General features: G+C 69.6%; 23 protein-coding genes. 8 read left to right on the top strand and 15 right to left on the bottom strand.

Annotated features, from left to right (window positions below):
• Positions 1-56: 56 nt before the first annotated feature.
• From ACWDR4_RS31735 to ACWDR4_RS31675, 13 genes are all read right to left on the bottom strand, one after another.
• Positions 57-1,394: an ABC transporter substrate-binding protein gene (locus ACWDR4_RS31735; RefSeq protein WP_450413555.1), complete on the bottom strand. Its 1,338-nt coding sequence runs from the start codon at positions 1,392-1,394 to the stop codon at positions 57-59.
• A 76-nt stretch (positions 1,395-1,470) separates the two neighbouring features.
• Positions 1,471-3,450, bottom strand: coding sequence for a pectinesterase family protein (locus ACWDR4_RS31730; RefSeq protein ID WP_450413554.1), 1,980 nt, complete (start codon positions 3,448-3,450; stop codon positions 1,471-1,473).
• A 44-nt stretch (positions 3,451-3,494) separates the two neighbouring features.
• Positions 3,495-5,048, bottom strand: coding sequence for a glycoside hydrolase family 43 protein (locus ACWDR4_RS31725; protein ID WP_450413553.1), 1,554 nt, complete (start codon positions 5,046-5,048; stop codon positions 3,495-3,497).
• Positions 5,045-5,905, bottom strand: a complete 861-nt coding sequence (locus tag ACWDR4_RS31720) for a DUF6807 domain-containing protein (protein ID WP_450413552.1) — start codon at positions 5,903-5,905, stop codon at positions 5,045-5,047. Before ACWDR4_RS31720 ends, ACWDR4_RS31725 begins: the two co-directional genes overlap by 4 nt.
• Positions 5,905-7,116: a Gfo/Idh/MocA family protein gene (locus tag ACWDR4_RS31715; RefSeq protein WP_450413551.1), complete on the bottom strand. Its 1,212-nt coding sequence runs from the start codon at positions 7,114-7,116 to the stop codon at positions 5,905-5,907. Before ACWDR4_RS31715 ends, ACWDR4_RS31720 begins: the two co-directional genes overlap by 1 nt.
• On the bottom strand, positions 7,113-8,411 hold the full coding sequence (locus ACWDR4_RS31710; protein WP_450413550.1) for a pectate lyase family protein: 1,299 nt from the start codon (positions 8,409-8,411) through the stop codon (positions 7,113-7,115). The genes ACWDR4_RS31715 and ACWDR4_RS31710 overlap by 4 nt, the downstream gene beginning before the upstream one ends.
• Positions 8,408-9,307, bottom strand: a complete 900-nt coding sequence (locus tag ACWDR4_RS31705) for a carbohydrate ABC transporter permease (RefSeq protein ID WP_450413549.1) — start codon at positions 9,305-9,307, stop codon at positions 8,408-8,410. The genes ACWDR4_RS31710 and ACWDR4_RS31705 overlap by 4 nt, the downstream gene beginning before the upstream one ends.
• The gene (locus tag ACWDR4_RS31700; RefSeq protein ID WP_450413548.1) at positions 9,304-10,239 is read right to left on the bottom strand and encodes a carbohydrate ABC transporter permease; all 936 of its coding nucleotides are present in this window, start codon (positions 10,237-10,239) and stop codon (positions 9,304-9,306) included. The genes ACWDR4_RS31705 and ACWDR4_RS31700 overlap by 4 nt, the downstream gene beginning before the upstream one ends.
• A 177-nt stretch (positions 10,240-10,416) precedes the next feature.
• On the bottom strand, positions 10,417-12,183 hold the full coding sequence (gene araD, locus ACWDR4_RS31695; protein WP_450413547.1) for an L-arabinonate dehydratase: 1,767 nt from the start codon (positions 12,181-12,183) through the stop codon (positions 10,417-10,419).
• Positions 12,180-13,091 carry a dihydrodipicolinate synthase family protein gene (locus tag ACWDR4_RS31690; protein WP_450413546.1) on the bottom strand — a complete coding sequence of 304 codons (912 nt, stop codon included), beginning with the start codon at positions 13,089-13,091 and terminating at the stop codon, positions 12,180-12,182. Before ACWDR4_RS31690 ends, araD begins: the two co-directional genes overlap by 4 nt.
• Positions 13,088-13,756 carry a GntR family transcriptional regulator gene (locus ACWDR4_RS31685; RefSeq protein WP_450413545.1) on the bottom strand — a complete coding sequence of 223 codons (669 nt, stop codon included), beginning with the start codon at positions 13,754-13,756 and terminating at the stop codon, positions 13,088-13,090. Before ACWDR4_RS31685 ends, ACWDR4_RS31690 begins: the two co-directional genes overlap by 4 nt.
• A gap of 186 nt (positions 13,757-13,942) precedes the next feature.
• A complete protein-coding gene (locus ACWDR4_RS31680; protein ID WP_450413544.1) occupies positions 13,943-14,695 on the bottom strand; it encodes an MBL fold metallo-hydrolase in 753 nt (250 codons plus the stop codon).
• A 123-nt stretch (positions 14,696-14,818) separates the two neighbouring features.
• A complete protein-coding gene (locus ACWDR4_RS31675; protein WP_450413543.1) occupies positions 14,819-16,000 on the bottom strand; it encodes a serpin family protein in 1,182 nt (393 codons plus the stop codon).
• 115 nt (positions 16,001-16,115) lie between these two features.
• Here ACWDR4_RS31675 and ACWDR4_RS31670 point away from each other — a divergent pair, with 115 nt between their 5' ends.
• Both ACWDR4_RS31670 and ACWDR4_RS31665 read left to right on the top strand, forming a co-directional pair.
• Complete coding sequence (locus ACWDR4_RS31670; protein WP_450413542.1) at positions 16,116-16,898, top strand: DUF6585 family protein; 783 nt, start codon at positions 16,116-16,118, stop codon at positions 16,896-16,898.
• A 79-nt stretch (positions 16,899-16,977) separates the two neighbouring features.
• A complete protein-coding gene (locus ACWDR4_RS31665) occupies positions 16,978-18,216 on the top strand; it encodes an MFS transporter (RefSeq protein ID WP_450413541.1) in 1,239 nt (412 codons plus the stop codon).
• An 88-nt stretch (positions 18,217-18,304) separates the two neighbouring features.
• Here ACWDR4_RS31665 and ACWDR4_RS31660 read toward each other — a convergent pair whose 3' ends face one another.
• Together ACWDR4_RS31660 and ACWDR4_RS31655 are read right to left on the bottom strand one after the other, a co-directional pair.
• Complete coding sequence (locus tag ACWDR4_RS31660; protein ID WP_450413540.1) at positions 18,305-19,477, bottom strand: hypothetical protein; 1,173 nt, start codon at positions 19,475-19,477, stop codon at positions 18,305-18,307.
• On the bottom strand, positions 19,474-20,457 hold the full coding sequence (locus ACWDR4_RS31655) for a 5-dehydro-4-deoxyglucarate dehydratase (protein ID WP_450413539.1): 984 nt from the start codon (positions 20,455-20,457) through the stop codon (positions 19,474-19,476). The genes ACWDR4_RS31660 and ACWDR4_RS31655 overlap by 4 nt, the downstream gene beginning before the upstream one ends.
• A gap of 256 nt (positions 20,458-20,713) precedes the next feature.
• Here ACWDR4_RS31655 and ACWDR4_RS31650 point away from each other — a divergent pair, with 256 nt between their 5' ends.
• The 6 genes from ACWDR4_RS31650 (at position 20,714) to ACWDR4_RS31625 (ending at position 26,844) form a co-directional block, all read left to right on the top strand.
• Entirely contained in the window at positions 20,714-21,523 is an 810-nt protein-coding gene (locus tag ACWDR4_RS31650; RefSeq protein WP_450413538.1) for an NAD-dependent epimerase/dehydratase family protein, read from the top strand.
• Positions 21,524-21,833: 310 nt separating this feature from the next.
• Positions 21,834-22,601, top strand: coding sequence for a DeoR/GlpR family DNA-binding transcription regulator (locus ACWDR4_RS31645; protein ID WP_450413537.1), 768 nt, complete (start codon positions 21,834-21,836; stop codon positions 22,599-22,601).
• 103 nt (positions 22,602-22,704) lie between these two features.
• Positions 22,705-24,075, top strand: a complete 1,371-nt coding sequence (locus ACWDR4_RS31640; RefSeq protein ID WP_450413536.1) for an ABC transporter substrate-binding protein — start codon at positions 22,705-22,707, stop codon at positions 24,073-24,075.
• Entirely contained in the window at positions 24,072-25,010 is a 939-nt protein-coding gene (locus tag ACWDR4_RS31635) for a carbohydrate ABC transporter permease (RefSeq protein ID WP_450413535.1), read from the top strand. Before ACWDR4_RS31640 ends, ACWDR4_RS31635 begins: the two co-directional genes overlap by 4 nt.
• Positions 25,007-25,858, top strand: coding sequence for a carbohydrate ABC transporter permease (locus ACWDR4_RS31630; RefSeq protein WP_450413534.1), 852 nt, complete (start codon positions 25,007-25,009; stop codon positions 25,856-25,858). The genes ACWDR4_RS31635 and ACWDR4_RS31630 overlap by 4 nt, the downstream gene beginning before the upstream one ends.
• A complete protein-coding gene (locus ACWDR4_RS31625; RefSeq protein ID WP_450413533.1) occupies positions 25,855-26,844 on the top strand; it encodes a zinc-dependent alcohol dehydrogenase family protein in 990 nt (329 codons plus the stop codon). The genes ACWDR4_RS31630 and ACWDR4_RS31625 overlap by 4 nt, the downstream gene beginning before the upstream one ends.
• Positions 26,845-26,925: the final 81 nt, after the last annotated feature.

The raw sequence follows: 26,925 nt of genomic DNA, 5'->3' as shown, positions 1-26,925 counted from the left end.
GGAACTGCGCAACCAGCCACGACGAGCCCGCAGCCAGCAACGAACAAGAACGATCCCTAGCCCATCTGCTCGTTCCACTCAGCCTGCGCAGCGTTCAGCTGATCAGCCAACGTGTCCAAGAATTCCTTCGCACTCATCTTCTTCAACAACACCTTCTGGAAGTTCGGCTCATTGTCCGCCTTCGAGATCGTGTTCCAGTCAGGCAGGTAGTACGGCAACTGCACGATCTTGATCGTGCCGCTGTTCAACGACTCAGCCGCCAGCTTCGTCGCCTCGGCGGACTGGATCCACGGATCCTTCGCCGCCTCCGTGTTGGACGGAATGGCGCCGGCCGACTCGTTCCACTTGCTGTTCGACGCGTGCGAGACCGCGAACTCGATGAACTTCCACGAGGCCGTCTTGTTCTTGCTGGACTTGAACAGACCAAGCCCGTCAACGGGGTTGGAGACCTGGACCCGCGTCCCGTCGTCCTGCGTCGGGTTCGGAATTCCCCGGAACTTGCCGTCCAGCGCCTTCAGGTGGTCCTGATAGGAACCGAGGTTGTGGCTCAGCATGCCGATGTCGCCGCTGTCCCACTGGGCGACCATCTTCTTGAAGTCGTTGTTGACGTCGGCGGACGGAGTGTCCTCCTTGTACAGCGCGGCGTACTTCTCCAGCGCCGCCACGTTCTTCGGATCGTTGACGGTGGTTTTCTCGGCGTTCCAGAAGGACGTGATGCCTGACTGCCCGTACATCGCGTCGAGCGCCTGGGCGATCGACCCCTCACCGCCGCGAATGGTGTAACCGAACTTGTTCTTGTCCGCGTCGGTGAGCTTGTCGGCGGCGGCGTAGAACTTCGACCAGGTCGTCGGCGCCTCCAGCTTCGCCGCCTCGAACAGGTCGGTGCGGTACCAGAGCGTGCCGTTGTTCGCGGAGGTCGGGACGGTGAACAGCTCGTCGCCGCCGCCCGCACTGCGCACGCTGTCGATCATGCCCGGGGTCAGCTTGCCGTTCAGCGAACTGCTCGCGAGCCGGTCGTCCAGCGGCTCCAGGGCGTTCTGGGCGGCGATACCGGCGAGCATGGCCGCGCCGACCCCGCCGACGTCGGGCAGGCCACCGCCCTGGATCGCGGTGTCGTACTTGGACTGGATGCTCTCGGACGGTATCCCGACGTACTTGACCTTGATGTCGGGGTTGGCCGACTCGAAGTCGGCGATGATCTCCTTCCAGACGTCGGTTCGCACACCGCCGTTGTTGTCCCAGAAGGTGATCTCGCCCTTGCCCGAGCCCTCGTTGCCCTTGTCCCCGCCCGCTCCGCTGCCGTCGTCGCCGCAGGCGGTGGCGGTCAGCGCGAGCACGGATCCCAGGGCGACCGCGATGGCCGCGCGCCTGCTTCTGCGGATGCTGATCTTCATTGGTCGGCACTCTCTCTTCTGGATCACTTCTGGATCTCTTCTGGGTCAGACGGAACTGTGAAGTTGTGGGGGGGGGTCAGCGGCGGGCGTACGGAGCCCAGCCATCGGTACCGCGCAGATAGTCGGCGACAGTGAGCGAAGCGGCGTCGCTCGCGCTCAACTGCGGCCGATCGACCGTCACTTGCGCACCGGGCCCGTACGACCGGTACTCGGCGAAGCGCGCATCGCGCCACGAGAAGCCGCTCATGTCGGTCCACGGCGAGGCCTTGACCGCGGCGGGCAACTCGGTGTCCCGGAACAGGACTTGGGCCACGGCGTTCGGCTCACCGCCCGGGTGCCAGGGCCGGCCGAGATGGAAGGAGTCGGCAGGCGCGTCGCTCACGACCTTGGAGCGGGTGATCAGGAACCCGTACGGATTGCCCGTCCAGGTCGAAGCGGCCGTGATGTAGCCGTTGTTGGTGGCGGAGCCCCTGCTCAGCGCGCGGATCACCGACCGCTCGATGACGGTCGTCGCGCGCCCGTAGATGAAGTCGACGTCGCCCTCGATGTACGAGTCGCGGACATAGACCCGGCTGATCACGTCCAGCTTGGGGCTGTCGGTCATCAGGGTGTCCTGGTTGCCGAGGAAGGCGGTGTTGTCGAAGACGATCCGGTCGCCGGTCGTCTTCATGGCCAGGGCCTGCTCGCCGTTCAGCTCGACCGCGGCCTCGTCGAAGTCGTTGCTGAAGGTGAGGTTGCGGGCGGTGACGTCGTTCGCGGCGATCCGGACCGTCGCACTCCCCGTCGAACCGCCGTACGCGGCAGGCGTGTCGTAGACGATGACGGTGTCGGAGCGACTGCGACCCGTCCCTTGGAGCAGGATGTTCGGCTTGCCTGCCGGGATGAGGACCTTCGCGCGGTACGTGCCCGGCGCGACGGCGATGGTGACCGGGCCCGTGTTCCCGTCGGGCACGGCGTCGACGGCGGCCTGGACGGTCGGGTAGTCGGCGGGAACGTGGAGAGTCACCGCGTCGCCGATCCGCCGCTGCGGCCCGGAGAAGCGCTTGACCAGCGCGGGTACGGCGGCGGCCGGGTCAAGACGGTAGGCGTAGAAGTCGCGCGGCTCGAAGGCGGTGCCCCAGGCATCCTGGCGTCCGCTGACGTTCTTCAGGATCGACCCGCGCTGCACCAACTCGGCGGTGGCGTCGGCCTGGTAGGGGTGCTGGACCCCGTCGTAGTAGCTGTTCTCGATGACCATCTTGGTCCTGCCGCGCGACCAGTTGCCGTACGTCCAGACGGGATCGCCGTCGGTGACCTGCGCCGACACGTAGTTGTTGTAGAGGTGCGCGTAGGCGCAGTTGTCGGCGGACGGGTTGCGCTGCTTCGTGCCCGTGAACCAGTTGTGGTCGATGGTGATCTGCGTCAGCACGTTCGACGTCCAGCCGATGCCGAACGCCTTGTTGTGGTTGGCGAACTGATTGTTGGAGACGGTGATGTACTGGCTGTCCTTGCGGATGTCGAGCAGCCCGTCGCCCATGTGCGTGAAGCGGTTGTGGTCGATCCAGACGTGGTCGACGGTGTCCATCTGGATGGCGTCGAAGTCGGTCGTCTTGCCGTCCCAGTCGCCCTCGACGTACGAGTCACGGATCGTCAGATTGCGGATGATGACGTTGCTGGTACCGGGGTTGAGGTGCAGCTCTCCGTGGACGATCTCACCGGTGTCGCCGACGCCGATGATCGTCTTGTCCGAGGCGACGACGACGTCCGCTCCGAAGGGCGCCACGGCGATCGAGCCCGCGACCCGGATGACGTACGGCTCCTCGGCCGCCGCGTACCTCACCAGCGAGGCCTGGTCGGTGACCGTCACGACCTTGCCGCCCGCGCCGCCGGAGGTGCCACCGTCGAGTGAGGCGAAGCCGTGCGGCTGATCTGTCCAACGGGGAGTGACGGGCGCCGAGTTGGAGGCGGCGGCCTGTGTCTCTCCGGCCACCCCCACGACAAGGGCGGCCAGCAGGCCCACGACCGCGGCCAAGGTTCTCCACACGCCGGGCAAGCGCTTGCTAGGGAAGTGCGTCATTGCGGCTCCCAACAGGCATACGAATAAGGCGAGTTACAAAGGAGTCAAGAAGTCGGAACCACCCTGAACCGCGTGAACGTGGCCGCGCCGGCATGTCCCCCGCCGACGGGCGCGACCGCGAACAGCCCGAGCAGGGCGCCGACCCAGCGCCAGGGGGTCGCCGCGAACACCGGCCCGGACGACTCCCAGCCGTCCCCGCCCCCAGCCCCGTCCCCGAGGTCGTACGAGAACCGGCAGCGCGCCCCCGCCCCGATCGCGATCCGCAGCCGGACCCGCCCTTCCGGAGCCACCCTCGGCCGGTCGGCGTCCCGCTCGCGCTCGGCGACCGACTCCGCGAACCGGTGGACGAGCCGGACCGTCCCGTCGTCCGCCCGTTCCAGGCCGATCCAGCCGAAGGAGTCCCCCAGCACGGCGAGCCCGGCCCGGGCCCCCGGCTCCTCGCTGTCGAGCCGTAGCTCCACCTCGACGACACACTCGATGCCGGGCAGCCGCTGGGTGAGGACGTTCGGGAGTTTCCGCAGGTCGTGGGCGTCGGACCGGCGTACGCAGCTCAGTCTCAGCCCGTCGCCCGAGTGCTGGGTGGCCCAGCCGTCCTGCGGATTGGCCGTCCACTGCCACTGGCGGCCGTACCGTCCGCCGGGGAAGTCGTCGTCGGTGGCGGGCGCGGCGGGCGGCTGCACGGGCAGATCGGGCTTGCGGTGTACGGCGACGGGGCTGCCGGAATCACCCACGACAGGCCAGCCGTCATCCGCGCTGTCCCAGCGCATCGGCTGGAGGTGCACGACCCGGCCGTACGGGCCGCGCTGCTGGAAGTGGAGGAACCAGTCCTCGCCGGTCGGCGTGCGCACCCAGCCGCCCTGGTGGGGTCCGTTGACGTCGGTGTCCCCCTGCTCCAGGACGATCCGCTCCTCGTACGGTCCGAAGAAGTCGCGGGAGCGTAAGGCGCCCTGCCAGCCGGTCTCCACTCCCCCGGCGGGCGCCAGGATCCAGAACCAGCCGTCGTGCCGGTAGAGCTTGGGGCCCTCGATGGTGAACCAGCCGGGGATGCGGTCGCCGTCGACGATCACCTTGCCCTCGTCCAGAACTCCCGTGCCCTCGGGGTGCATTCGGTGGCCGGTGAGCCGGTTCTTCACGCCCGACCGGGACTTGGCCCAGGCGTGCACGAGATACGCCTCGCCGGTCTCCTCGTCCCACAGCGGACACGCGTCGATGAGTCCCTTGCCCTCCTTGACGAGGTGCGGGAGGGTCCAAGGTCCGCGTATCTCCGGGGAGTTGACCTGGAAGATGCCGTGGTCGGGGTCGCCCCAGAAGATCCAGAAGCGGTCGTCGTGGTACCTCAACGAGGGTGCCCAGACACCGCAGTCGTGGCGCGGGACCCTGAACTCGTCGGCCGGTCGCAGGCGTTCGAGGGCATGGCCGACGAGGGTCCAGTTGACGAGGTCCCGGGAGTGCAGGAGGGGCAGGCCGGGCGCCCGGCCGAAGCTGGAGGCCGTGAGGTAGAAGTCGTCGCCGACGCGGACGACGTCCGGGTCGGACCAGTCGGCGTTCAGGACCGGGTTGCGGTAGGTTCCGTCGCCCAGATCGGCACCGGTGATCACGGGCTCACCGCCTTGCGTACGAGAGCCGCGGCCTCGCCCCGGTCGAGCCGCCCGTCGGCGACGACGGTGACGATCCGGCGTACGGCGGTTTCGCCCGGCCCGATCGGCAGCCGTTCGTCGGACGCGAGGGACGAGCCGACCCCCGGGTACTCCTCCGCGCGGACGAACCACGGGTCGCGGCGCGTCTGTTCGGTGGCCCCGGCGAAGACGAGCGTCCAGGTGGCGCCGGCCAGGGCGAGCCAGTCGGCGCGGATGCCGTGGACCGCCGACTCGCCCTCCGTCGAGGCCGTGAAGACGTCGGGGGCCGTGGCCTCCTTCCGCGCCCGCCAGAAGAAGCCGCCGTAGGCCGCTCCCGGGCGGCCGTTCGTCGCCGGGCTACCGATGGAGAGCGGGGCGGAGGTGGTGTTGGTGAGGGAGAAGGTGAAGTCCAACGCCCAGGCGGCGCTGGTCAGTTCGGTGGCGGCGACCGTACGGCGCTCGCGCAGCAGTTCACCGCCGCCGACCATCCAGCGCAGTTCCTCGACGAAGCCGTCGGGGTCGCGGAGCTGGTAGGCGATGTGCCGCTGTGCGCCGTGGTTGTCCAGCTCGGTCGGGCCCTGGTCGCGTACATAGGTGCGCCCGCCCCAGAAGTTGTGCCCCTCGACGTCGGGTATGGCGACACCGACGCCGAGGTGGTGGGTGTGGTCGGCGGGGCTGAGTTCCGTGACCGCGGTGCCGGCCAGGGTGGTGACGGGGTGCAGATACGGGCGGGGCGCGTGGCGGAGCGGCAGCTCCGGCCGGCCGGTGTAGCGGCCGACCGGGCGGCCGGCGGCCCGCAGGACCAGCGACTCGTTGGGCATCTGGTTCAGCTGGGTCATCAGGTGCTCACCTCTTTCGGGGGTGCCCAGGGGGCGCCCAGCTCGGAGTAGAGGGAGAGGGTGTCGGCGGCGGCAGCGACGAGTCCGTCGATGCCGGTGACCACCCGGCGGCGCACGCTCCCGTCCGCACCGGGCGCGAACTCCCAGGCGTCCGACGGGAGTTCGGCCGGGTCGGGGGCCTGCCGGATCGCCTCGACGACCCGCATGAAAGCGCCCGTCACGTCGGGCTCGACGAGCAGCTCGGCGCCCTCGGTGAGATGGTCGACGAGGTTCTCCAGCAGGTCGGTGCTGCCGTACTCGTACTCCTCCGGGCCGTGGCCCGAGCGCTGGAGGAGCACGCGGTCCTGCTTGTACCAGAAGGTGATCCGGCCGCTGGTGCCGTGCACGAGGACGTACGGGTCGCCCGGGTGTTCGGCGCACAGGGTGGCGGCGACGGTGACCGGGACGCCGTTCGCCGTGCTGACGCGGACGCACGAGGTGTCGTCGGACTCGATGTCGTTGGCGCGCAGCAGCTCGGTCTCGATGCCGGTGACGTCCTCGGCGCGGGTGCTGCCGCCGAGGGCGAGCCCGGTGGCGACGGCGTGCGCGAGCGGGTTGGTGAGGGCGCCGTCGATGACGTCCACGCCGTTCAGCCTGCGCTTGCCCGCCCAGGGCGCGCGCCGGTAGTACGCCTCGTCGCGCGCCCATGCGCCCGCCCCGCCGACGCCGGTCACCGTGCCGATGGCGCCCTCGGCGACCATTTCCCGGATCGCGGGCAGGGCGTGCGAGCCCAGCGACTGGAACCCGATCTGGCAGGCGACCCCGGCCGCCGCGACCCCGTCGGCCATCCGGCGGAACTCCGCGTACGACGGCGCCGGCGGCTTCTCAAGGAGCAGGTGCACGCCCTTGGCGGCGGCGATGAGCGCGAGGTCGGTGTGGGTGGGGATCGGCGTGCAGATCACGGCGATGGCGGCGCCGGTGGAGTCGAGGAGCGCACCGAAGTCGGCGGACTGCTCGGGCGTGCCGAGGCCGTCCAGCTCCTCGTCGGTCAGCGGGGTCAGCTCGCAGACGCCTGCCAGCCGTACGAGGCCCTTGTCCTGGAGCCGGCGGATGTTCGCGAGATGCCAGTGGCCGTGCCCGCGCGCTCCCGCGAGCACCACCGGAACCGGTACCGGAACCGGTGCGGCCTGCGACGAAGCAGCCGTCGATACGGTCAGCCGTGTCGTGTTCATGTAAGCCTCCCTGCGCCCGCGCCGCGTGCCACCTCTCGGTCGGCCGTGTCGGCGCTGTCGATCTTTGTGTGCAGGGTAGGCGTCCAGCCGACGTCGGCCGTGAGGTCGCGCTCGCTGCCCGAGTTGTAGGCGTTGTAGATGGTCAGAAGATCGACGGGGAAGCCGTTGAAGAGGGTGCCGGTCTGGTGCAGGGCGCTGCCGTTCCAGCTCTTGACCAGGTCGGCGGCCTCGACGTGCCCCGGGGTGGTGAAGGCGTTGTTCTCGGCATACACGGCGGACTCGGTGGAGACGCCGAGCGAGTAGCGGTAGTCGTCGCCGTGGTCGATCAGATAGCGGTTGTTGTAGACGTGCACCTGCCCGAAGCGGACGCGCGGGGCGCGCTGCGTGACCGAACGGAACTCGTTGTGGTGCAGGGTGACGCGGAGCTTCCCACGGTCGCCGGTGGCCGTGTCCCCGCTGCCGATGAGCATCGCCTTGTCGTGGTCGGCGAACCGGCTCCAGGAGACGGTGACCAGGTCGGAGCCGTTGGTGATGTCCAACAGGCCGTCGTGGCGCAGGTAGTTGCGGGCGAAGTGGGTGGGCTCGTCGGCGTCGGCGTGCCCCTTGTCTGAGGCGGTGACGTGGTCGACCCAGACATGGGTGGCGCCGTTCAGCCAGATGGTGTCGTACGCCGTCTTCCAGTCGCCCAGACCACCGGAGTTGGGCTGCCAGACGGGGAAGCAGTCGTAGGCGTCGCGGAGTTCGAGGTTGCGGACGATCACGTTGTCCGCGTTCTTGACCTGGAGGCTCGCACCCTTGAGGACGGCACTCGAACCGAGCCCGACGATGGTCGTGTTGGACCCGACGGCCAGCACGACCCGCTCGGCCTGCCGCCCCGCCGCGACCTGCCGGGCCTCCTCCTGCGCCCCGCTCGGTTTGGCGGAACCCCAGGTGCGCGGATCGTACGCGGCGAGGTACTTCCGCACGCTGTACCCGGTCCCGTCCGCGTAGTCCCCGCAGCCCAACTTCCCGCCGTCGTCGGCGGTGTTGGCATCAATGGCACCCACAACACGGATGATCTTCGGGGTGGCGCTGCCGCCGTCGAGGGCGCGGACGAGTTCGCTGCGGCTGCGTACGGTGAACACGTGCGCGTCGTCGGCAGCCGCACCGCCAGTCGTACCACCGTCGGCGGCGGCCCAGCCGTCGTTCGCGGGGAGGGTGTCGCGGCCGAGGTCACGGGCGTCGGCACCGGCGGGCGTACTGAGCACCGCACCCAACAGGGCGACTACGGACGTGACTTGAAGAAGGCGTCTCATCCCTTCACCGCCCCCGCGCTGAAGCCGGTGATCAGCCACTTCTGGATGAAGGCGAAGACGATCACCACGGGTACGGCGGCGATGATGCCGCCCGCCGCGAGGGCGCCCAGGTCGACGCTGTCCGCGCTCATCAGGGTGTTGAGGCCGACCGGGATGGTCTGCTTGCCCTGGTCGCTGAGGAACATCAGGGCGAACAGGAAGTGGTTCCAGGAGTGCACGAAGGCGAAGGAACCGACGGCGATCAACCCGGGCCGCAGCAACGGGAGTACGACGACCCGGAACGCGGTGAACCGGTTGCAGCCGTCGACCCAGGCGGCCTCCTCCAGCGAGTACGGCACGTTCTTGATGAAGCCGCTGATGAGGATCATCGACAGCGGGAGCTGGAAGACCGTCTCGGCGATGATGACGCTGCCCAGCGAGTTGATCATCTGGAGTTCGGCGAAGATCTGGAACAGCGGCACCAACAGCAGTGCGCCCGGCACGAATTGGGAGCAGAGCAGGGCCAGCATGAACGCGCGCTTGACCTTGAAGTCGAAGCGGGCGAGGGCGTAGCCGCCGGCGAGGGCGACGAGCGTCGTCATCACCAGCGTGGCGACGCCGACGAGGATGCTGTTCTCGAAGTACGTGCCGAAGGCCCGCTCGGTCCACACCTTCTCGAAGTGGTCGAGGGTCATCGGCCAGGGGACGAGTGACGTCGAACCGGCGGGGCGCAGGGCGAAGAGGAGGATCCAGTAGAAAGGGATGAGGGTGAAGACGAGGTAGATGCCGAGGGGGAGGTAGATCTGCCAGCGCGGGGCCTCGTCCCAGGCGCGGCGCTGCTTCCTGTGCGGGCGCGGCGGCTCGGGGATGTCGTCCACGGGCGTGGGCACGATCACGGTGGCTTCCTTGGTGATCACTTGTTCTCCCCTCCGAACTTGCTCAGCCGCAGGTAGACGATCGAGAAGAAGAACAGGATCACGAACGCGACCGTGGTCAGGGCGGAGGCGTAGCCGAAGTTGTGGGCGTCGACGCTGGTGTTGGCGATGTAGAGCGGGAGTGTCGTGGTCTCGCCGGCCGGTCCGCCGCCGGTGAGGGTGTAGAGCAGGTCGACGTTGTTGAACTCCCAGACCGCGCGCAGCAGCGTGGACAGGACGATGGCGTCCTTGAGGTGCGGCAGCGTGATGTGCCAGAACTGCTTGATCCGGCTGGCCCCGTCGACCTCGGCGGCCTCGTACAGGTCCTTCGACACGGACTGGAGGTCGGCGAGGATGAGGATCGCGAAGAAGGGCACGCCTCGCCACAGGTCGGCGACGATCGCCGCCGGGAACACGGTGGAGGTGTCCGAGAGCCAGCTCGTGCCGTACGTCCCGATGCCCGCATCGGCGAGGTAACGGGTGATGCCTGTCTGGGAGTTGTAGAGCAGCACCCAGATCGCGGAGGTCAGTACGCCCGACACGGCCCAGGGCGAGAAGACCAGCGCGCGGCCGATCGACCGCCCCACGAAGGTCTGGTTGACGATGAGCGCGAGCGCCAGACCGAACATCAGCTGCAGGCCGACCTCGACGACGACCCACTTCCCGCTGAAGATCAGCGTGTCCCAGAACTGGGGGTCGTCGGTGAAGGCGTGCGTGAAGTTGTCGAAACCCGCGAAGCCGTTGCGCCAGGGCTTGGTGGGGTTGAAGTGCTGCAGGCTGTAGTAGAAGACGCTGATCACCGGGTAGGCGATGAAGCCCAGCATGAGCAGGGCGGCCGGCGCGATCAGCAGATACGGGAGCCTGCGCGGCGTCGCGGAGGCACGTCGCCGCCGGGGTGGCGCTGGCGGTTTCGCCACGGCTGCGGCTTGGGCCATGACTGTTCTCCGTTCTCGGTACGTCGTGCGTGCGTTGTGCGTGCATCGTGCGTGCGTGCGTCGTACGGGAAGCGCTTTCCCCTGGTGCAGGGGTGTGCGAGGTGGTGCTGTGCAGGATCGCGCTGTGCGAGGTCGTGCTGTACGAGGTCGCGCTGTGCGAGGTGGTGCTGCTTGCGATCAGCCCGCGTAGGGGTCGTGCACCTTGCCCGGCCGGGCCAGGAACTCGAAGTCGCAGCCGGTGTCGGCCTGGGTGATCTGTTCGTTGTAGAGCGCCCCGTAACCGCGCTCGTACCGTTCGGCCGGCGGCGTCCACTCCGCCCGCCTGCGCGCCAACTCCTCGTCGTCCACGTTGAGTTGGAGCGACCGCCCCTCGACGTCGAGGGTGATGGAGTCCCCGGTGCGGACGAGCGCGAGCGGCCCGCCGACATGCGACTCGGGTGCTACGTGGAGCACGCACGTGCCGTAACTGGTCCCGCTCATCCGGGCGTCGGAGATCCGCACCATGTCCCGGACCCCCTGCTTGAGGAGGTGGTCGGGGATGGGCAGCATCCCGTACTCGGGCATGCCCGGGCCGCCCTTGGGACCGGAGCCGCGCAGCACCAGCACCGTGTCGGCGGTGATGCCCAACTCCGGGTCGTTGATGGTGCGTTGCATGGTCCGGTAGTCGTCGAAGACGACCGCGGACCCGGTGTGCTTGAGCAGGTGTGGCTCGGCGGCGATGTGCTTGATGACGGCACCGTCGGGGCACAGGTTGCCGCGCAGCACAGCGACCCCGCCCTCCTTCGCGACCGGGTTGTCCCGGCGCCGGATGACCTCGTCGTTGTGCACCTGCACCCCGTCGAGCTGCTCGCGCATGCTGTCGTACGACACGGTCGGCCGGTCCAGATGCAGCAGGTCGGTGATCCGGGAGAGGAACCCGGGCAGGCCGCCGGCGAAGTGGAAGTCCTCCATGAGGTACGTCTGTCCGCCCGGCCGTACGTTGGCCAGCACCGGCACGGTCCGCGCGATGCGGTCGAAGTCGTCCAGGGTGAGCCGGACGCCGGCCCGGCCCGCCATGGCGATCAGATGGATCACGGCGTTGGTGGAGCCGCCGAGGCCGAGGACGGTGGTGACCGCGTCGGTGAAGGCGTCGGCGGTGAGGATGTCGCTCAACTTGCGGTCCTGGTGGACCAGTTCGACGATCCTGAGGCCCGAGGCGGCGGCCATCCGGTCGTGCCCGGAGTCGACGGCGGGGATGCTGGACGCCCCCGGCACGGTCACCCCGAGGGCCTCGGCGGCGGCGGTGAGCGTGGACGCCGTACCCATGGTCATGCAGTGACCGGGCGAACGGGCGAGCCCACTCTCCAGCTCCGTCATCTCGCAGTCGCCGATGAGCCCGGCGCGTTTGTCGTCCCAGTACTTCCACATGTCGGTGCCGGAGCCGAGGACCTCGTTGCGCCAGTGCCCCGGCAGCATGGGCCCGGCGGGCACGAAGACGGCGGGCAGGTCGACACTCGCAGCCCCCATGAGGAGGGCGGGCGTGGACTTGTCGCAGCCGCCCATCAGGACGGCGCCGTCGACGGGGTACGAGCGCAACAGCTCCTCGGTCTCCATGGCGAGGAGGTTGCGGTAGAGCATGGGCGTCGGCTTCTGAAAGGTCTCGCTGAGAGTCGACACCGGGAATTCCAGGGGGAATCCGCCCGCCTGCCAGACGCCCCGTTTGACGGCCTGCGCCCGGTCACGGAGGTGTACATGACAGGGATTGATGTCCGACCAGGTGTTGAGAATCGCGATGACGGGCTTGCCGAGGTGCTCCTCGGGGAGGTAGCCGAGCTGGCGGGTACGGGCGCGGTGACTGAAGGAGCGCAACCCCGACGAGACACCGCTCCCGTACCACTGGTGGCTTCTCAGCTCCTCCGGCCGCTTCTTGACCCTGTCCACCCTGTCCACCCTGTCCCCGGTCATATGGACCACCCGGCGGCTATGGCGGCGACCTCGGCGCGTTCGTCCTCGGGCAGCGCGCGGCTCGGCGGGCGGACATCGCGTCGGCACAGTCCCAGCGAGGCGAGGGCCTCCTTGACGACGGTCACGTTGTTCGCGGAGGCGTTGGCGCCGCGCAGCTCCTCGAAGCGGCGGATCTGCTCCCAGACCTTCATGGCGGCCGGGTAGTCGCCGGATCGAAGCGCTTCGATCATGTTCAGCGAAACGGCCGGGGCGACGTTCACCAGCCCGGAGGTGAAGCCGGTGGCGCCGGCCGAGAAGTAGGAGGGCGCGTAGGGCTCGGCGAGCCCGGCGACCCAGACGAAGCGTTCGAGTCCGGCGTCACGCGCGAAGGAAGCGAATCGAGCGGCGTCGGGAACGGCGTACTTCACCCCGATGACGTTGGGACAGACATCGGCGAGTTCGGCGAGCCGCAGACCACTGAGGGAGGCGTTGCGGATGTACGGAACGACTCCGAGGTCGGGCACGGCCTCGGCGATGGCCCGGTGGTAGTCGACCCAGCCGCCCTCCGAGACGTAGGGGTGGATGGGCTGATGGACCATCACCATCGAGGCCCCGCCCGCCCGGGCGTGCTGGGCGGCGGCAATGGCGGTCGGCACGTCGTGCCCCACGCCGACGAGGATCGCGGCGCGGTCGCCGGCCTCGTCGACGGTCAACTCGGTGACGAGGAGCCGCTCTTCAGGGGTCAGGGTGTAGAACTCGCCCGTATTGCCGTTCGGCGTAAGGGTGTTGATGCCTCCGTCGAGAAGTCGGCGCAGCAGGGCCCGGTGGGCGGGCTGGTCGACGGTGCCGTCCTCGGCGAACGGGGTCACCGGGATCGCCACCACGTCGGCCAGGGCCGCCCGTTGGGTCTCGAACGCCACGCCGCTCATTCCTGACCGTCCTCTCGCTGGACCTCGGACTCCCCTGCGGGGAAAGCCCGTTGCACGAACGACTCGATATGGGCGTGCAGGGCGCGTGCCGCACCGTCGGCGTCTCCGTCGAGGGCGAGCCGCAGGATCTCCCGGTGCTCGTCGGCCTCCCGCTCCCAGGAGGGGTTGGCGGCCCAGGCGACGGCGGAGACCAGGGCGGCCTGGTCCCGCACCTCGTCGAGCATCCGGCCGAGCAGCGGATTGCCGCACCGGACGTAGAGGGAGCGGTGGAACTCACGGTTGGCCAGGGAGCGTTCGGCGGTGTCGGTGGCCTGGTCGGCCCGGGTCAGCGCGTCGCGCGCGGCATCGAGCGAGGCCTTTCTGCGCACGGAACGCTTGAGGGCCTCCGGCTCGAGGAGCAGCCGTACGTCGTAGACCTCGCGCGCCATGTCCGCGTCCACCATGCGCACCGTGACGCCCTTGTACTGGTTCATCACGACGAGCCCGGTACCGGCCAGCGTCTTGAGCGCCTCGCGCACCGGGGTCTTCGACACCCCGAACTGTGCGGCGAGTTCGGTCTCGACCAGGGCCTGTCCCGGGGTCAACTGCCCGGTGAGGATGCGGTGTTTGATCCCCTCCAGCACGAACTGCGTGCGGGACGGGATCGGCGTGGGCACAGAGGTCATTCGCGCCTCTCGGGTCAGATCTCACATATCGCGTCTCATATATGACGTACGAAGTACGACGGGTTGAAGGTAGGAGCGGCCCTGTGTTTCGTCAACGCTTCTGACAAAGGAAGTTGACAGAGGGGGCAGAGAGGAAGCCGCGAGGGAGTTGAGAGGGGGCCGAGAGTGGGCCGAGAGGGAGCGCGATCAGATGATCTTGGTCGTGCCCTCGAACGCGGTGTCGGTGGGCCCGCCGAAGACCGCTGCGGCGCGGTCGGTGGCCGCGTCGACGGTGAGCGTGGGCCCGACGTGGGTGATGAGCAGCGAAGCGGCGCCCTTCGCGTACGCGCCGGCATCCTCGGGGGTCAGATGCACCTGTTCGCCATCGCGATCGCCGTGCCGGTCGATGTCGGCCTCGCACAGGAACAGGTCGGCGCCCCGGGAGAGTTCGGCGAGCGCGTCACAGGGTCCGGTGTCACCGGAGTACGCGAACACCTTGCCCTGCGACTCTGCGCGCAGCCCGTACGCCTCGGTGCCGTGGGAGACCGCGCGGGTCGTGAGGCGCAGGTTCCAGTGCCGGACGGTGTGGCCGTCGTACAGGTGTCTGAAGTCGAGGATTCCGCTGAGGAAGGAGGTGTCGGCCCGCCCGAAGAAACCGGCCAGGCGGAGGGCGCAGGAACGCGGCGCGTAGACGGGAATGGGCGCGGGCGGGGTGAGCCCGCCGTACGCGAACCCGTACACGGCGGCGAGCAGATCGGCGCTGTGATCGGCGTGCAGATGGGAGATCCAGATCGCGGTGAGCCGGGCGGGGTCGGTGTGCCGTTGCAACTCCGCGAAGGTGCCGGGCCCGGCGTCCACCCAGACCTCGGCGCCACCGCCGCGCAGCAGATAGCCGGAGCAGGGGCGTCCCGGCTCCGGATGCGGAGAGGCGGTGCCGAGGACGGTGAGGCTCAGGGGCATGCGGGGAGCGTACGGGGCGGTGCGGGCGGACGTACGGGGAATGGAAGGCCGTGCAGGCAGGGGCCGCCGCCCACGCCCACGCCCCCGCAGGCGTCACCGCACTCACCTCGCTCCCCGCACACGTCACCGCACTCCCCCGGGACGGCCGGCCTGGTAACCGCCGAGCAGGGGGATCACCCCGCTCCCGTCCAGCACCGCGACGGCGAACGGCCGGTCGAGGCGCACCAAGACCGTCCGCAGCAGTTGTCCGGGGCCGTCAAAGTGGTTCCGGTTCGCCTGGTTCGCCCAGGGCCGGTCCTCGACCGGGCCGGCCGCGGTCCCGGAGGACATGCCCTCCTCGCCGAACCGTACGGCGCAGCTCTGGACGACGCGTTCGCAGTGGACGGGCTCGGAGAACATCCGGGGAAGTTCGGCCGACGCCGAGAAGACGCGCTCCACGCCCAGCGCGGTCAGATGGGGCGTCACGTCGATGTCGCCGGACAGCCGGAGACGTGGCAGTTCCAGCAGCACCGCCTCGGGGCGTCCCCCGGCCCGACTCCCACGAAGCGCCTTCCCGTGAGCAGCCGGGGCGCATGCCGCCGCCAGCACCTGCGCGGGCGGGACCCGCCGGTTCTCACCCAGTGCGAAACGCACCCTGACGGGTCCCGCGGCGGGCACCGCTCCCCCGCCCGCCGCACGGGCCCGCAGTTCGACCACCGTGACCCGGCCGCCCGGCCGTACGAGGGTCCAGGCGTCCTCGGCCGGCACTTCCGCGACCATGGCGGGCACGGGGTGAGCCGCTCCCCCCGCATCGGTGAACAGAAGCTCTCGCGTGAAGTACGGCTCGAAGGGCCGCTCCCACTCGGCCTCCAGCGCGACCGTGCTGACGAGCAGGGCGCAACGCGCGGGATCGGCACACCGCGGCACCCGGCCGAGCGGGGTGTCCGTGCCGTGCGCCCACCGGTGGAGCCCAGTCGGGCCGTCGGGGCCGAGCCTCCCGACCGTGATGCCGTACGAGCGGGGGTGGAATTCCGGCCGCGCCGGAACCTGGCTCAGCACCCTCGCCGCGGTCACGAACACGTCGTTGCGACCGAGTTCGCGGACCGCCGCGTCCTGTGCACCGACCGGGCCGAGGACTCCGCGCAGTTCGTCGCGAGTGGCTCCGTCCACGCAGGCTTCCAAGGCCGTCAGTGCCAGCCACAGAGCGGCGGGCGAGCAGATCACATCACGCCCGCCGCGGGTCGCCGGATCGTCGAAGAGCGATTCCAGCCACAGCTCGGCCAACGCGGAGATCGCCCGCGTGCCGTCGTTCTCCACTTGCACCATCACCCCACTCCGTTCCCCCTGCGGACAACCGGTGCGATCCGGGCCAGTGGCCGAAATACCGTCCGTGATCCATAATTTGGGCCACGTTGAGCCATTACGGCAAGGGGGACGTTCCATGGAACCGAGAGCAATAGCGGTAGCTGCGCAGGAAGTTGGGCTCGGCACTCTCGGGGGTCTGGTGGCGAACGACCCCAAGCGTCGCGAATGGGCGGCGATCGTTCCCCTGTCGCTCGTCGGCCTGGGCGCGTTCGCCTTCGGCATCGCGATCGCTGTCGAGAACCAGCGCCAGGACGGCACTTGGTACTACGGACTGCCCATGCTGGCCATGGCGGCACTCGCGCTGGGGCTCGCCTGCTGGTTCCTGCTGCGTGCCAGGCCGCCGAAGACGTGGGTCGCCTGGTACGAGGACGGCGTCGTGCGTCAAGTCGCCGACCTGGAGCCTGAGGCGTACGGCTGGGACGAGATCGACATGGTCGCCAGGCAGGACATCAAGGTGGTCAAGCAGTTCGGCAGCTATATGCAGTACCGGCTGCTGGTGATACCGGAGGCCGGTGGCCTGATCGTCGTGGACAACACGTACCCCGGCGTCCTCGCGTTCGTCGAGGGGCTGACCGACGCCTTCAGCAACTCGCGGGTGAAGAAGGACGCGGCCCGGCTCAACGCGGGTGAGCGCGTGGACTTCGGCGGCCTCGTCGACATCAACGCGGGAGGCGTCGGGAAGGACGGCCGGCGGCTCGGCTGGCGCGAGGTCGAGCGGATCGACGTGAAGCACGGCGGCTTGCAGATCCATCGGCGTGGCGACCCGAAACCCTGGATGGTGCTCCCCGCGGTCGGCTTCCCCAACCTGCTGGTCTTCCTCACTCTCTTCGACGCGCTGCAGAGCCAGGACGGCGCATGACATCCGCACCCCGTCCGTTCCGTTTCTAAGGCACCTGCCCGATCCCTCCCCCCACCCCTTAGCCCCACGATGACCAGGCATGACGACTCGAACCTGGTCCGTTGTCCGTGTCCTGCGCGACCGCAACGCGGGCCTCTACCTCGCCGGAGTCGTGGTCTCCGGCTTCGGTACGTCGGCGCTGTGGCTGGCGTCCGGCATCTGGGTCAAGGACCTCACCGGCTCGGACGGCCTGGCCGCGCTCTGTCTGTTCGCGATGTGGGCGCCGAGCCTGGCGGGCCCGCTCCTCGGCACGCTCGCCGACCGCACCCGCCGCAAACCGCTCCTGATCTGGACGAACCTGACCCTCGCGGCCCTCCTGCTGACCCTGTTCGCGGTCGACTCCGCGGACCGCCTGTGGATCCTCTTCGCCGTCCTGCTGGTGTACGGCACAGCGGGCGTCGTCCATGACGCGGCCGAGGCGGCGCTGGTCGCCACGGCGGTCGACAAGTCGCTCCTGGGTGACTTCAACGGCCTGCGCATGACGGCGAACGAGGGCATGAAACTGGTCGCCCCACTGGCCGGCGCGGGCCTCTACGCGGCGTACGGCGGCCCGAGCGTGGCCCTCCTGGACGCGGTCACGTTCGTCCTGGCCACCGTCCTGTACGCCGGTCTGCGCGTCCGCGAGACCGCCCCGCGGACCACAGGAACCGGTACAGGAACCGGCACCGCCGAGGGCGCCCGCTTCCTGTGGCGGCACGACCACCTGCGCCCGCTCGTCCTGGCGGGCGGCACGACGATGCTCCTGTCGGGCCTGAGCGCCGCCACCCTCTACGCCGTCGTCGAGGGGCTCGGCCACTCCCCCGCGTACGCCGGTCCGCTGTACGTCCTCCAGGGCGTCGGCTCGGTGACGGTCGGTCTGGCCTCGGGCCCGCTGCTGCGGCGCCTCGGGGAGCGCCGGTTCGCCGCGTACGGGATCGCCCTGACCGCCGCCGCCACGGCACTGCGGGCGGTCCCGGCCGACCCCGCGGTCCTCGCGTCGGGCGTGGCCAACGGGATCGGCCTGCCCTGCGTCCTGATCGCGGGCCTCACCGCCGTGCAGCGCGAGACCCCGCAGGAGCTGCTCGGCCGTACGGCGGCGACCGCCAACACCCTGATGTTCGCGCCCACGGCGATCGGTCTGGCCGTGAGCGCGGCACTGGTCGAACAGGTCGACCACCGGGCGCTGTTGCCGACGCTGGGCCTGGCCCTGCTCCTGACCGCAGCACCTCTGTTCCGACCTGCCCCAGCCAACCAGAAATCACAGGACCGACCCGCACCCTCCAGCCCGTCCGGCGTTTGAGGACGAGGCCGTTCAGGCCGAAAGGGGGGTCTGGGGGCGCAGCCCCCAGGGATGGGAACGGGTAAGGGCGGCGGGGGCGAAACCAAATTCAGCCCCGCGCCAGCGCCTCCCGCACCAACCCCAAGTCCCCGTCCGACGCCAACCCCGCGTGATACAGCCGCAGCTCCGTCGCCCCCAGCCCAACCGCCCGCTCCGCGTCCACCGCGAGCGTGCCCGGACTGCCCCCCATCCCGGACACCACAACGAAGTTGGCGGCCAGCACGGCATCCGCGCGACGCTGTTCGGCGAACGGGGTCAGCAGTCCCGCACCGCCCGTGCAGGGCACCACCACACCGTCCGCGAGGGACAGAATGTGCGCGGGGTCCACACCGGGGTTCGCACCGACGTGGTACGACACCGGGTCCGCGTGCAGCAGCACCTGGAATCCCTCGGCAGCCGCAGCCCGTACGGCCGTGATGGCCGCCTCCTGGAGTGTGCGGGCGGTTTCCTCGCGCCACGCGCGCGTGAGGGCCGCCTTCTCCTCCCCGAGGGCCTTCTCGACGCCCGCCCACCCCGCGTCCCCCTCATCGGACGGCGCGCCCCGCCACAGGGGCTCCAGTGCGGCCCGTACGGCCGTCGCCAGCTCGTCGGGGTCGAGGCCCTGGCCGCCGTACCCCGCCCGGCAGGACGCGCAGAAGCAGAGCGCCATCAGATACTGGCCGGCGTCGCCGAGCGCGACGGCGCCGGTCTTGTCGTGGGCGTGCAGATGCGTGAGCCCGTACCAGCCCAGGGACTCCAGCTCCGTACCGCGCGCTCCGGGGCGTACGGCCGCCTCTGCCGCCAGATCGACGAGGTACGCGCGCGTGGCGGGCTGTGCGATGCAGGGCGCCCACGGGTAGTGGTCCCCGTAGGCGTTGACCACGGAGGTGTCGGGGTGGTCGGCGCCCAGCCGGGAGTTGTGCGCGAGGACGACCCAGGTGTGCACGTCGAGGCCCGCGTCGGCGAGTGCGGCGGCGGCCTCGCCGTACGCGTCCCCGGGGGCCCACGCCCCGGCCGCGTACGGCCGCAGCTCACGGCCCGCCCAGCGCTCGTCAGTGGGGTACAGCACGGCCGCGTGCTCGGCGGTGACGATGCGGTGGCGCGGGTGGCGGGGGGTCAACGCGCGCGTGGAGTGGTACGCGGAGGCCAGCGTCACCTGTTCCACGCCGAGCGCGGCGATCCGCCGGGCGGCGTCGGGATCGCCGTTGACGTCCCAGGGATAGACGAACGCGGACGCCTTCACACGCTCTCCTCGAACTCGGCCCCTGCCGTGACAGCCGTGTCGGACCCGGCCTCCAGCAACGCGTAACCCCGCTCCACGAGCCGGGCCAGCTGCTTCACATGGTCCTCGCTCGGCTCGTGCAGCGGCGGCCTGACCTCCCCGACGTCCAGTCCGGCCTGCCGTACGCCCGCCTTGACGAGCGAGACGGCGTATCCGCGCCCCAGCGCCCGCAGCTCGACGAACGGCCGGTAGAAGCCGTCCACGAGCCGGTTCACGGTCGCGTCGTCGCCGGTGTTGAGCGCCTTGTGGAAGGCGAGCGCGATCTCGGGCGCGAAGCAGAAGACGGCCGACGAGTACAGGGTGACGCCGATGCCCTTGTAGGCGAGCCCGGTCAGTTCGGCGGTCGGCAGCCCGTTGAAGTACAGGAAGTCGCCGGGCACCTCGGCGCGTACGGCGCTCACGATCCGCTGCATCAGGTCCAGGTCACCGACCCCGTCCTTGAGCCCGATGATCCCCTCGGTGCGCGCCAGCCCGACGACGGTCTCCGGGGTGAACACGGCGTTGTCGCGCTGGTAGACGATGACCGGCAGGGCGGTGGACGCGGCCAGCTCCCGGTAGTGGCGCAGCAGCCCCTGCTGCCCGGCCACCACCAGATACGGCGGCATGGCGAGCAGCCCGTCGGCCCCGGCCTCCTCGGCGAGACGCGCGTAGCGTACGGCGAGTGCGGTGCCGTATCCGGCGCCCGCGACCACGGGCACGCGCCCGGCCGTCTCCTCCACCGCCGCCCGTACGCAGTCCTGGAACTCCTCGGGGGTCAGCGCGTGGAACTCGCCGGTGCCGCAGCAGGCGAAGACGGCCGCGGCCCCCGCCTCCACCCCCCGGCGCACATGGGCGCGGTAGACGTCGAGGTCGAGCGAGCCGTCGGGGCCGTAGGCGGTGACGGGGAAGAACAGCGGCCCGCTCGGAATACTGAGGCGGGCGGCCAGGGCGGCTGACGTCACGGGCTCTCCCTAGACATGCACATGTGCATGTTTCTGATCCACGTCTACATTTCTGAACGCGTCCACGCTAATCGGCCCCATTGGGAGTGGTCAAGCGCGCAAACCCGCAACACAGGGGCAGATTTCGCAGCTCGGCGCCACACTTGACGGGGCCGGTCCACGATCCCTAGCGTGTCCATGAATGTGAATGCTGTACATGAATGCGCCCGTGATAGCGCCTGCCGGATTGCTTCTGCCGACTCCAGGAGACCCGAGAATGCCCGCTCCCCGCACCGTCCTGCTCACCGGCGCCGCCGGCGGACTCGGCACCCTCATGCGGGAACTGCTCCCGTCGTACGGCTACGAACTGCGCCTGTTCGACCTGCTCCCCATCGAGGGCGAGCCGGACGCGATCACCGCGGACCTCACCGACAGGGCGGCGCTGCGCGAGGCCGTGCGGGGCGTCGACGCGATCGTCCACCTCGCGGGCATCTCCCTGGAGTCCTCCTTCGACAAGATCCTGAGGGCGAACATCGAGGGCACGTACAACCTGTACGAGGCCGCGCGCGAGGAGGGCGTCGGACGGATCGTCTTCGCCTCCTCCAACCACGCGGTGGGCTTCACGCCCCGGCCGCAGGGCGACGACCCCCTCATCCCCATCGCCACCCCGCACCGCCCCGACACCTTCTACGGCCTCTCCAAGTCGTTCGGCGAGGACCTGGCCCAGCTCTACTGGGACAAGCACGGCCTGGAGACCGTCTCGGTACGCATCGGCTCCTGCTTCGCCGAGCCGACGACCGTACGGATGCTGTCGATCTGGATGAGCCCCGCAGACGGCGCCCGCCTCCTCCACGCGGCCCTGACCGCCGAGGACGTCGGCCACAGCGTCGTCTACGGCTCCTCCGCCAACACCCGCCTGTGGTGGGACCTCGGCACCGCGCGGGCGCTCGGCTACGACCCGCAGGACGACTCCGAGCCCTACGCCGAGAAACTGATCGCCGAGCAGGGCGAACTCCAGCCCGGCAACGAGGCACACGCCTACCTCGGCGGCGCCTTCGTGACCGACCCCCCGATCTGGCCGTACTAGTTTGTCTAGATCACACTGCGGACGGGCGCCGAACGGGCCCGTCCGCAGCATTGTTCGGGCATGGGCGATGGGCACTGGATCTGCCGCGACAGCGGCGATTCAGGGGCGCGGGGAACTGCGCGACCAGCCACATCCGGCCCGCACCCGCAACACGACGGCACCCCCCGAGCCCATGGGCGCACCCCGCCCGAACGGGCACAGCCGGTCACTATCACCCCCGTAACAGACCTGGTCACCGCCACCCACCCGCTGTAGAACTTCCCCCACAAGGCCCGAACGGGCAACACGGCACAGGAAGGCGGGTGACGACATGACCGGCACAGCGGAGGACCGCCAGCGGCACATCGTGCGTGCCGCCCGCGCCACAGGTTCGGTCGACGTGACCACCCTCGCCGCCGATCTGGGCGTGGCCAAGGAGACCGTACGACGGGATCTGCGCGCCCTGGAGGACCACGGCCTGGTTCGCCGCACCCACGGCGGCGCCTACCCCGTGGAGAGCGCCGGATTCGAGACGACCCTCGCCTTCCGCGCCACCAGCCACGTACCCGAGAAGCGCCGGATCGCCGTCGCGGCGGCCGAGCTGCTCGGGGACGCCGAAACGGTCTTCGTCGACGAGGGGTTCACCCCGCAGCTCATCGCCGAGGCCCTGCCCAGGGACCGGCCGCTGACCGTGGTCACCGCGTCCCTGCCCGTCGCGGGCGCGCTCGCGGAGACCGAGAACACCTCGGTCCTGCTGCTGGGCGGCCGGGTCCGCCCCGGCACCCTCGCGACGGTCGACCACTGGACGACGAAGATGCTGGCCGGCTTCATCCTGGACCTGGCCTTCATCGGCGCCAACGGCATCTCCCGCGAACAGGGCCTGACGACACCCGACCCGGCGGTCAGCGAGGTCAAGGCGCAGGCGATCCGGGCCTCGCGGCGCACGGTGTTCGCGGGCGTGCACACCAAGTTCGGGGCGGTGAGCTTCTGCCGGTTCGCCGACATCGGCGACCTGGACACGATCGTCACGAGCACACTGCTGCCGACGGCCGAGGCACACCGCTACTCACTGCAGGGACCGCAGGTCATACGAGTCTGAGCCAAGCCTGAACCAGGCCTGATCCGAGCCCGAGACCCAAACCCACCCATCCTCACCCACCCCTCCCGCGCCCCATATATCCCGATACCTCCAGGAGCGATCCATGCGAACCCCGAGCCGACGGAGGCCGCGAGCCACGCTCGCACTGGCCGCCGCAGGGACGCTGCTCGCCCCGCTGCTCTCCGGCTGCTGGGCCGGAGCGGGCGGGTCCGGTTCCGGCGGCGACGCCGTCAACGTCCTGATGGTGAACAACCCGCAGATGGTCGAGTTGCAGAAGCTCACCGCGGCCCACTTCACCAAAGAGACCGGCATCAAGGTCAACTTCACCGTCCTGCCCGAGAACGACGTCCGCGACAAGATCAGCCAGGACTTCGCCAACCAGGCGGGCCAGTACGACGTGGCGACCCTCTCCAACTACGAGATCCCGATCTACGCCCGCAACGGCTGGCTGCACGAGATGAACACGTACGTCGCGAAGGACAGCGCGTACGACGAACAGGACGTCCTCAAGCCGATGCGCGAGTCCCTCACCGGGGACGACGGCAAGCTCTACGGCCAGCCCTTCTACGGCGAGTCGTCCTTCCTGATGTACCGCAAGGACGTGTTCGACGCGAAGGGCCTCACCATGCCCCCGCACCCCACCTGGACCCAGGTCGCCGACCTGGCGGCGAAGGTCGACGGCGCCGAGTCCGGCATGAAGGGCATCTGTCTGCGCGGCCTGCCGGGCTGGGGCGAGGTCATGGCACCCCTCACCACGGTGGTGAACACCTTCGGCGGCACCTGGTTCGACAAGAACTGGAAGGCACGGCTCGACTCCCCCGAATGGGAGAAAGCGGTGAACTTCTACGTCGACCTGGTGCGCGAGCACGGCGAGTCCGGCGCCCCCCAGTCCGGCTTCGCCGAGTGCCTCAACAACATCACCCAGGGCAAGGTCGCCATGTGGTACGACGCCACCTCGGCGGCCGGCTCCCTGGAGTCGGCGAACTCCCCGGTGAAGGGCAAGATCGGCTACGTACCGGCGCCCGTCGAGAAGACGGAGTCCTCCGGCTGGCTCTACACCTGGGCCTGGGGCATCCAGAAGGCCTCCCGAAACCCCGACGACGCCTGGAAGTTCGTGTCCTGGGCGTCCAGCAAGGAGTACGAGCAGCTGGTCGGCGACGAGATCGGCTGGTCCAACGTCCCGGCGGGCAAGCGCGCTTCGACGTACGAGAACGCCGACTACCGCCAAGAGGCCGCCGCCTTCCAGGAGATGACGAAGGAGGCGATCGAGGGCGCCCGCCCGAACGACCCCGGAGTACAGCCCCGCCCGGCACCCGGCATCCAGTTCGTCGGCATCCCCGAGTTCACCGATCTCGGCACCAAGGTCTCGCAGGAGATCAGCGCGGCCATCGCCGGACGCCAGTCCGTCGAGTCGGCCCTGAAGAAGTCCCAGAAGCTGGCCGAGGAGATCTCCGAGGAGTACGAGGGACGATGACCGCGACCACGACAGCCCCGCTCGCCGCACCATCCGTACGCGCCGTGAAGCGCCCCTCGGGCCGCATGCGCGCCTGGGCCACCCGGGCCCCACTCCTCCCGGCCCTGATCTTCATGATCGCCGTGACCCAACTCCCGTTCGTGGCCACGCTGGTGATCTCGTTCTTCGACTGGAACTCGCTGTACCCGAAGGCCCGCCACTTCACGGGCTTCGCCAACTACACGGAGGTCCTGACCGACGCGGACCTGCGCCAGTCGGTGTGGACGACGATCCTGCTCACGGTGGCGGTGGTCCTGGCGAGCCTGATCCTGGGTCTCGGCCTGGCCCTCCTCCTGGACCGCAAGTTCCGCGGCAGGGGCCTGGTCCGCACCCTCCTGATCGCCCCCTTCCTGGTGGTCCCGGTGGCGGCGGCCCTGCTCTGGAAGCACGTGCTCTACAACCCCGAATACGGTCTGCTGAACGGCCTGTTGCACTACGTAGGGGGCCCGCAACCGGACTGGATCTCCAACACCCCGCTGCTCGCGGTGGAGGCATCACTGGTCTGGCAGTGGACGCCGTTCATGATGCTGATCCTGCTGGCGGGCCTGCAGAGCCGCGACCAGCAGCAGATCGAGGCGGCGAAGGTCGACGGCGCGAACGACTGGCAGGTCTTCCGCTATCTGACCCTCCCCCACCTGCGCCGCTACCTCGAACTCGGCGCCCTGCTGGGCTCGATCTACATCGTCCAGAACTTCGACGCGGTCTTCACGATCACATCAGGCGGCCTGGGCACGGCCAACCTCCCCTACACCGTCTACCAGAGCTTCTACCAGGCCCATGAGAACGGCCTGGCCTCCGCGGCCGGCGTCCTGGTGGTCATCGGCTCGATCATCATCGCGACCTTCGCCCTGCGCGTGGTGTCGTCCCTGTTCCGCGAGGAGGCGTCCCGAGCATGAGCGAGACCGCTACAGGCGTACGTCCAAGCCGCACCCGGGGAGCGGGCCTGGGCCTGCTGGCCTGGCTGGCGGGCATCCTCTTCTTCCTCCCGATCGCCTGGATGGCCCTGACGTCCTTCCACTCGGAGGAGGACGCGGCGACCAACCCCCCGTCCTTCGGCGCCGCGTTGACCCTCGACGGCTACCGCGAGTTCTTCGGCACGGGAGGCGGCGCGAGCCCCTGGCCGTCCTTGGTCAACTCGACGGTGGCGTCGCTGGCATCGACCCTGTTCGTGCTGGTACTGGCACTCCCAGCGGCATACGCCTTGTCTATCCGCCCGGTGAAGAAATGGACGGACGTCCTGTTCTTCTTCCTGTCGACGAAGATGCTGCCGGTGGTGGCGGGCCTGCTCCCGATCTACCTGTTCGCAAAGAACACGGACATGCTGGACAACATCTGGCTGCTGGTCATCCTCTACACGTCCATGAACCTGCCGATCGCGGTGTGGATGATGCAGTCCTTCCTCTCCGAGGTCCCGGTGGCGATCATCGAGGCGGCGAGGGTGGACGGGGCGAAGCTGCCCACGATCCTCACCCGGGTCGTCGCCCCTATCGCCCTCCCGGGCATCGCCGCCACCTCCCTGATCTGCTTCATCTTCAGCTGGAACGAGCTGCTGTTCGCACGGGTGCTGACGGGTGTGGTCGCGGAGACGGCCCCCGTCTTCCTCACCGGCTTCATCACCAGCCAGGGCCTGTTCCTGGCGAAGGTGTGCGCCGCGTCGCTCGTCATCTCCCTGCCGGTGCTCGCCGCGGGGTTCGCCGCCCAGGACAAACTGGTCCAGGGCCTGTCACTGGGAGCCGTGAAGTGAAGGCAGCCGTCATCGAGTCCGTGGGCAAGGCCGTCGTCATGGAGGTCCCGGACCCGACACCGGGCCCCCGCGACGTCGTCGTCGAGGTCGCCGCCTGCGGCCTGTGCGGCACCGACCTGCACATCCTCCAGGGCGAGTTCGCCCCGACGCTGCCGATCGTGCCGGGGCACGAGTTCGCGGGGGAGGTGGTGGGCGTAGGTACGCAGGTCACGGAGCTGTCGCTCGGCGACCGAGTGGCAGTGGACCCCTCCCTCTACTGCCACGAGTGCCGCTACTGCCGTACGGGCCACAACAACCTCTGCGAACGCTGGGCGGCGATCGGCGTGACGACGGCGGGCGGCGCGGCGCAGTACGCGGTGGCGCCGGTAGCGAACTGCGTACGTCTGCCGGAGCACATCCGTACCCAGGACGCGGCGCTGGTGGAGCCACTGTCGTGTGCGGTACGGGGTTACGACGTACTCCAGACCCGCCTGGGCGCCCATGTCCTGATCTACGGCTCGGGAACGATGGGCCTGATGATGCTGGAGCTGGCGAAGCGGACGGGCGCGGCGAGTGTCGACGTGGTCGACATCAACGCGCAGCGCCTGTCGACGGCGCAGCTGTTGGGCGTATCAGGATCGGCAACGAACGCGGACGAGCTGGACCGCCCCCAGGGCTGGGACGTGGTGGTGGACGCGACGGGCAACGCGGCGGCGATCCAGGACGGCCTGGACCGGGTGGCGAAGGCGGGCACGTTCCTCCAGTTCGGCGTGGCGGACTACGCGACCCGGGTCACGATCGACCCGTACCGCATCTACAACCAGGAGATCACCATCACCGGGTCGATGGCGGTCCTGCACAGCTTCGAACGGGCGGCGGAACTGTTCGCGGCGGGCGTCCTGAACCCGGAGATCTTCATCAGCGACCGCCTGCCACTGGAGAGCTATCCGCAGGCGCTGGAGCAGTTCGCGTCGGGGGTGGGGAGGAAGATCGTGGTGATCCCGTAACTCTCTCCTCGCCCCCGCCGCCCCTACCCATTCCCATCCCCTGGGGGCTGCGCCCCCAGACCCCCGGGCCCTGAACGGGCC

This window comes from Streptomyces sp. NPDC000878 (assembly GCF_053599695.1).
The sequence above is the reverse complement of the archived record's forward strand: the minus strand, read 5'-3'. Positions and strand labels throughout refer to the sequence as shown.

What these genes read in the sequence shown, in the direction of transcription:
- ACWDR4_RS31675 (WP_450413543.1), bottom strand. Translation starts at nt 16,000, where the DNA reads ATGGTGCAAGTGGAGAACGACGGCACGCGGGCGATCTCCGCGTTGGCC.
- ACWDR4_RS31715 (WP_450413551.1), bottom strand. Translation starts at nt 7,116, where the DNA reads ATGAACACGACACGGCTGACCGTATCGACGGCTGCTTCGTCGCAGGCC.
- araD (WP_450413547.1), bottom strand. Translation starts at nt 12,183, where the DNA reads ATGACCGGGGACAGGGTGGACAGGGTGGACAGGGTCAAGAAGCGGCCG.
- ACWDR4_RS31735 (WP_450413555.1), bottom strand. Translation starts at nt 1,394, where the DNA reads ATGAAGATCAGCATCCGCAGAAGCAGGCGCGCGGCCATCGCGGTCGCC.
- ACWDR4_RS31680 (WP_450413544.1), bottom strand. Translation starts at nt 14,695, where the DNA reads ATGCCCCTGAGCCTCACCGTCCTCGGCACCGCCTCTCCGCATCCGGAG.
- ACWDR4_RS31630 (WP_450413534.1), top strand. Translation starts at nt 25,007, where the DNA reads ATGAGCGAGACCGCTACAGGCGTACGTCCAAGCCGCACCCGGGGAGCG.
- ACWDR4_RS31720 (WP_450413552.1), bottom strand. Translation starts at nt 5,905, where the DNA reads ATGACCCAGCTGAACCAGATGCCCAACGAGTCGCTGGTCCTGCGGGCC.
- ACWDR4_RS31650 (WP_450413538.1), top strand. Translation starts at nt 20,714, where the DNA reads ATGCCCGCTCCCCGCACCGTCCTGCTCACCGGCGCCGCCGGCGGACTC.
- ACWDR4_RS31670 (WP_450413542.1), top strand. Translation starts at nt 16,116, where the DNA reads ATGGAACCGAGAGCAATAGCGGTAGCTGCGCAGGAAGTTGGGCTCGGC.
- ACWDR4_RS31710 (WP_450413550.1), bottom strand. Translation starts at nt 8,411, where the DNA reads ATGAGACGCCTTCTTCAAGTCACGTCCGTAGTCGCCCTGTTGGGTGCG.
- ACWDR4_RS31690 (WP_450413546.1), bottom strand. Translation starts at nt 13,091, where the DNA reads ATGAGCGGCGTGGCGTTCGAGACCCAACGGGCGGCCCTGGCCGACGTG.
- ACWDR4_RS31665 (WP_450413541.1), top strand. Translation starts at nt 16,978, where the DNA reads ATGACGACTCGAACCTGGTCCGTTGTCCGTGTCCTGCGCGACCGCAAC.
- ACWDR4_RS31645 (WP_450413537.1), top strand. Translation starts at nt 21,834, where the DNA reads ATGACCGGCACAGCGGAGGACCGCCAGCGGCACATCGTGCGTGCCGCC.
- ACWDR4_RS31685 (WP_450413545.1), bottom strand. Translation starts at nt 13,756, where the DNA reads ATGACCTCTGTGCCCACGCCGATCCCGTCCCGCACGCAGTTCGTGCTG.
- ACWDR4_RS31700 (WP_450413548.1), bottom strand. Translation starts at nt 10,239, where the DNA reads ATGGCCCAAGCCGCAGCCGTGGCGAAACCGCCAGCGCCACCCCGGCGG.
- ACWDR4_RS31640 (WP_450413536.1), top strand. Translation starts at nt 22,705, where the DNA reads ATGCGAACCCCGAGCCGACGGAGGCCGCGAGCCACGCTCGCACTGGCC.
- ACWDR4_RS31635 (WP_450413535.1), top strand. Translation starts at nt 24,072, where the DNA reads ATGACCGCGACCACGACAGCCCCGCTCGCCGCACCATCCGTACGCGCC.
- ACWDR4_RS31730 (WP_450413554.1), bottom strand. Translation starts at nt 3,450, where the DNA reads ATGACGCACTTCCCTAGCAAGCGCTTGCCCGGCGTGTGGAGAACCTTG.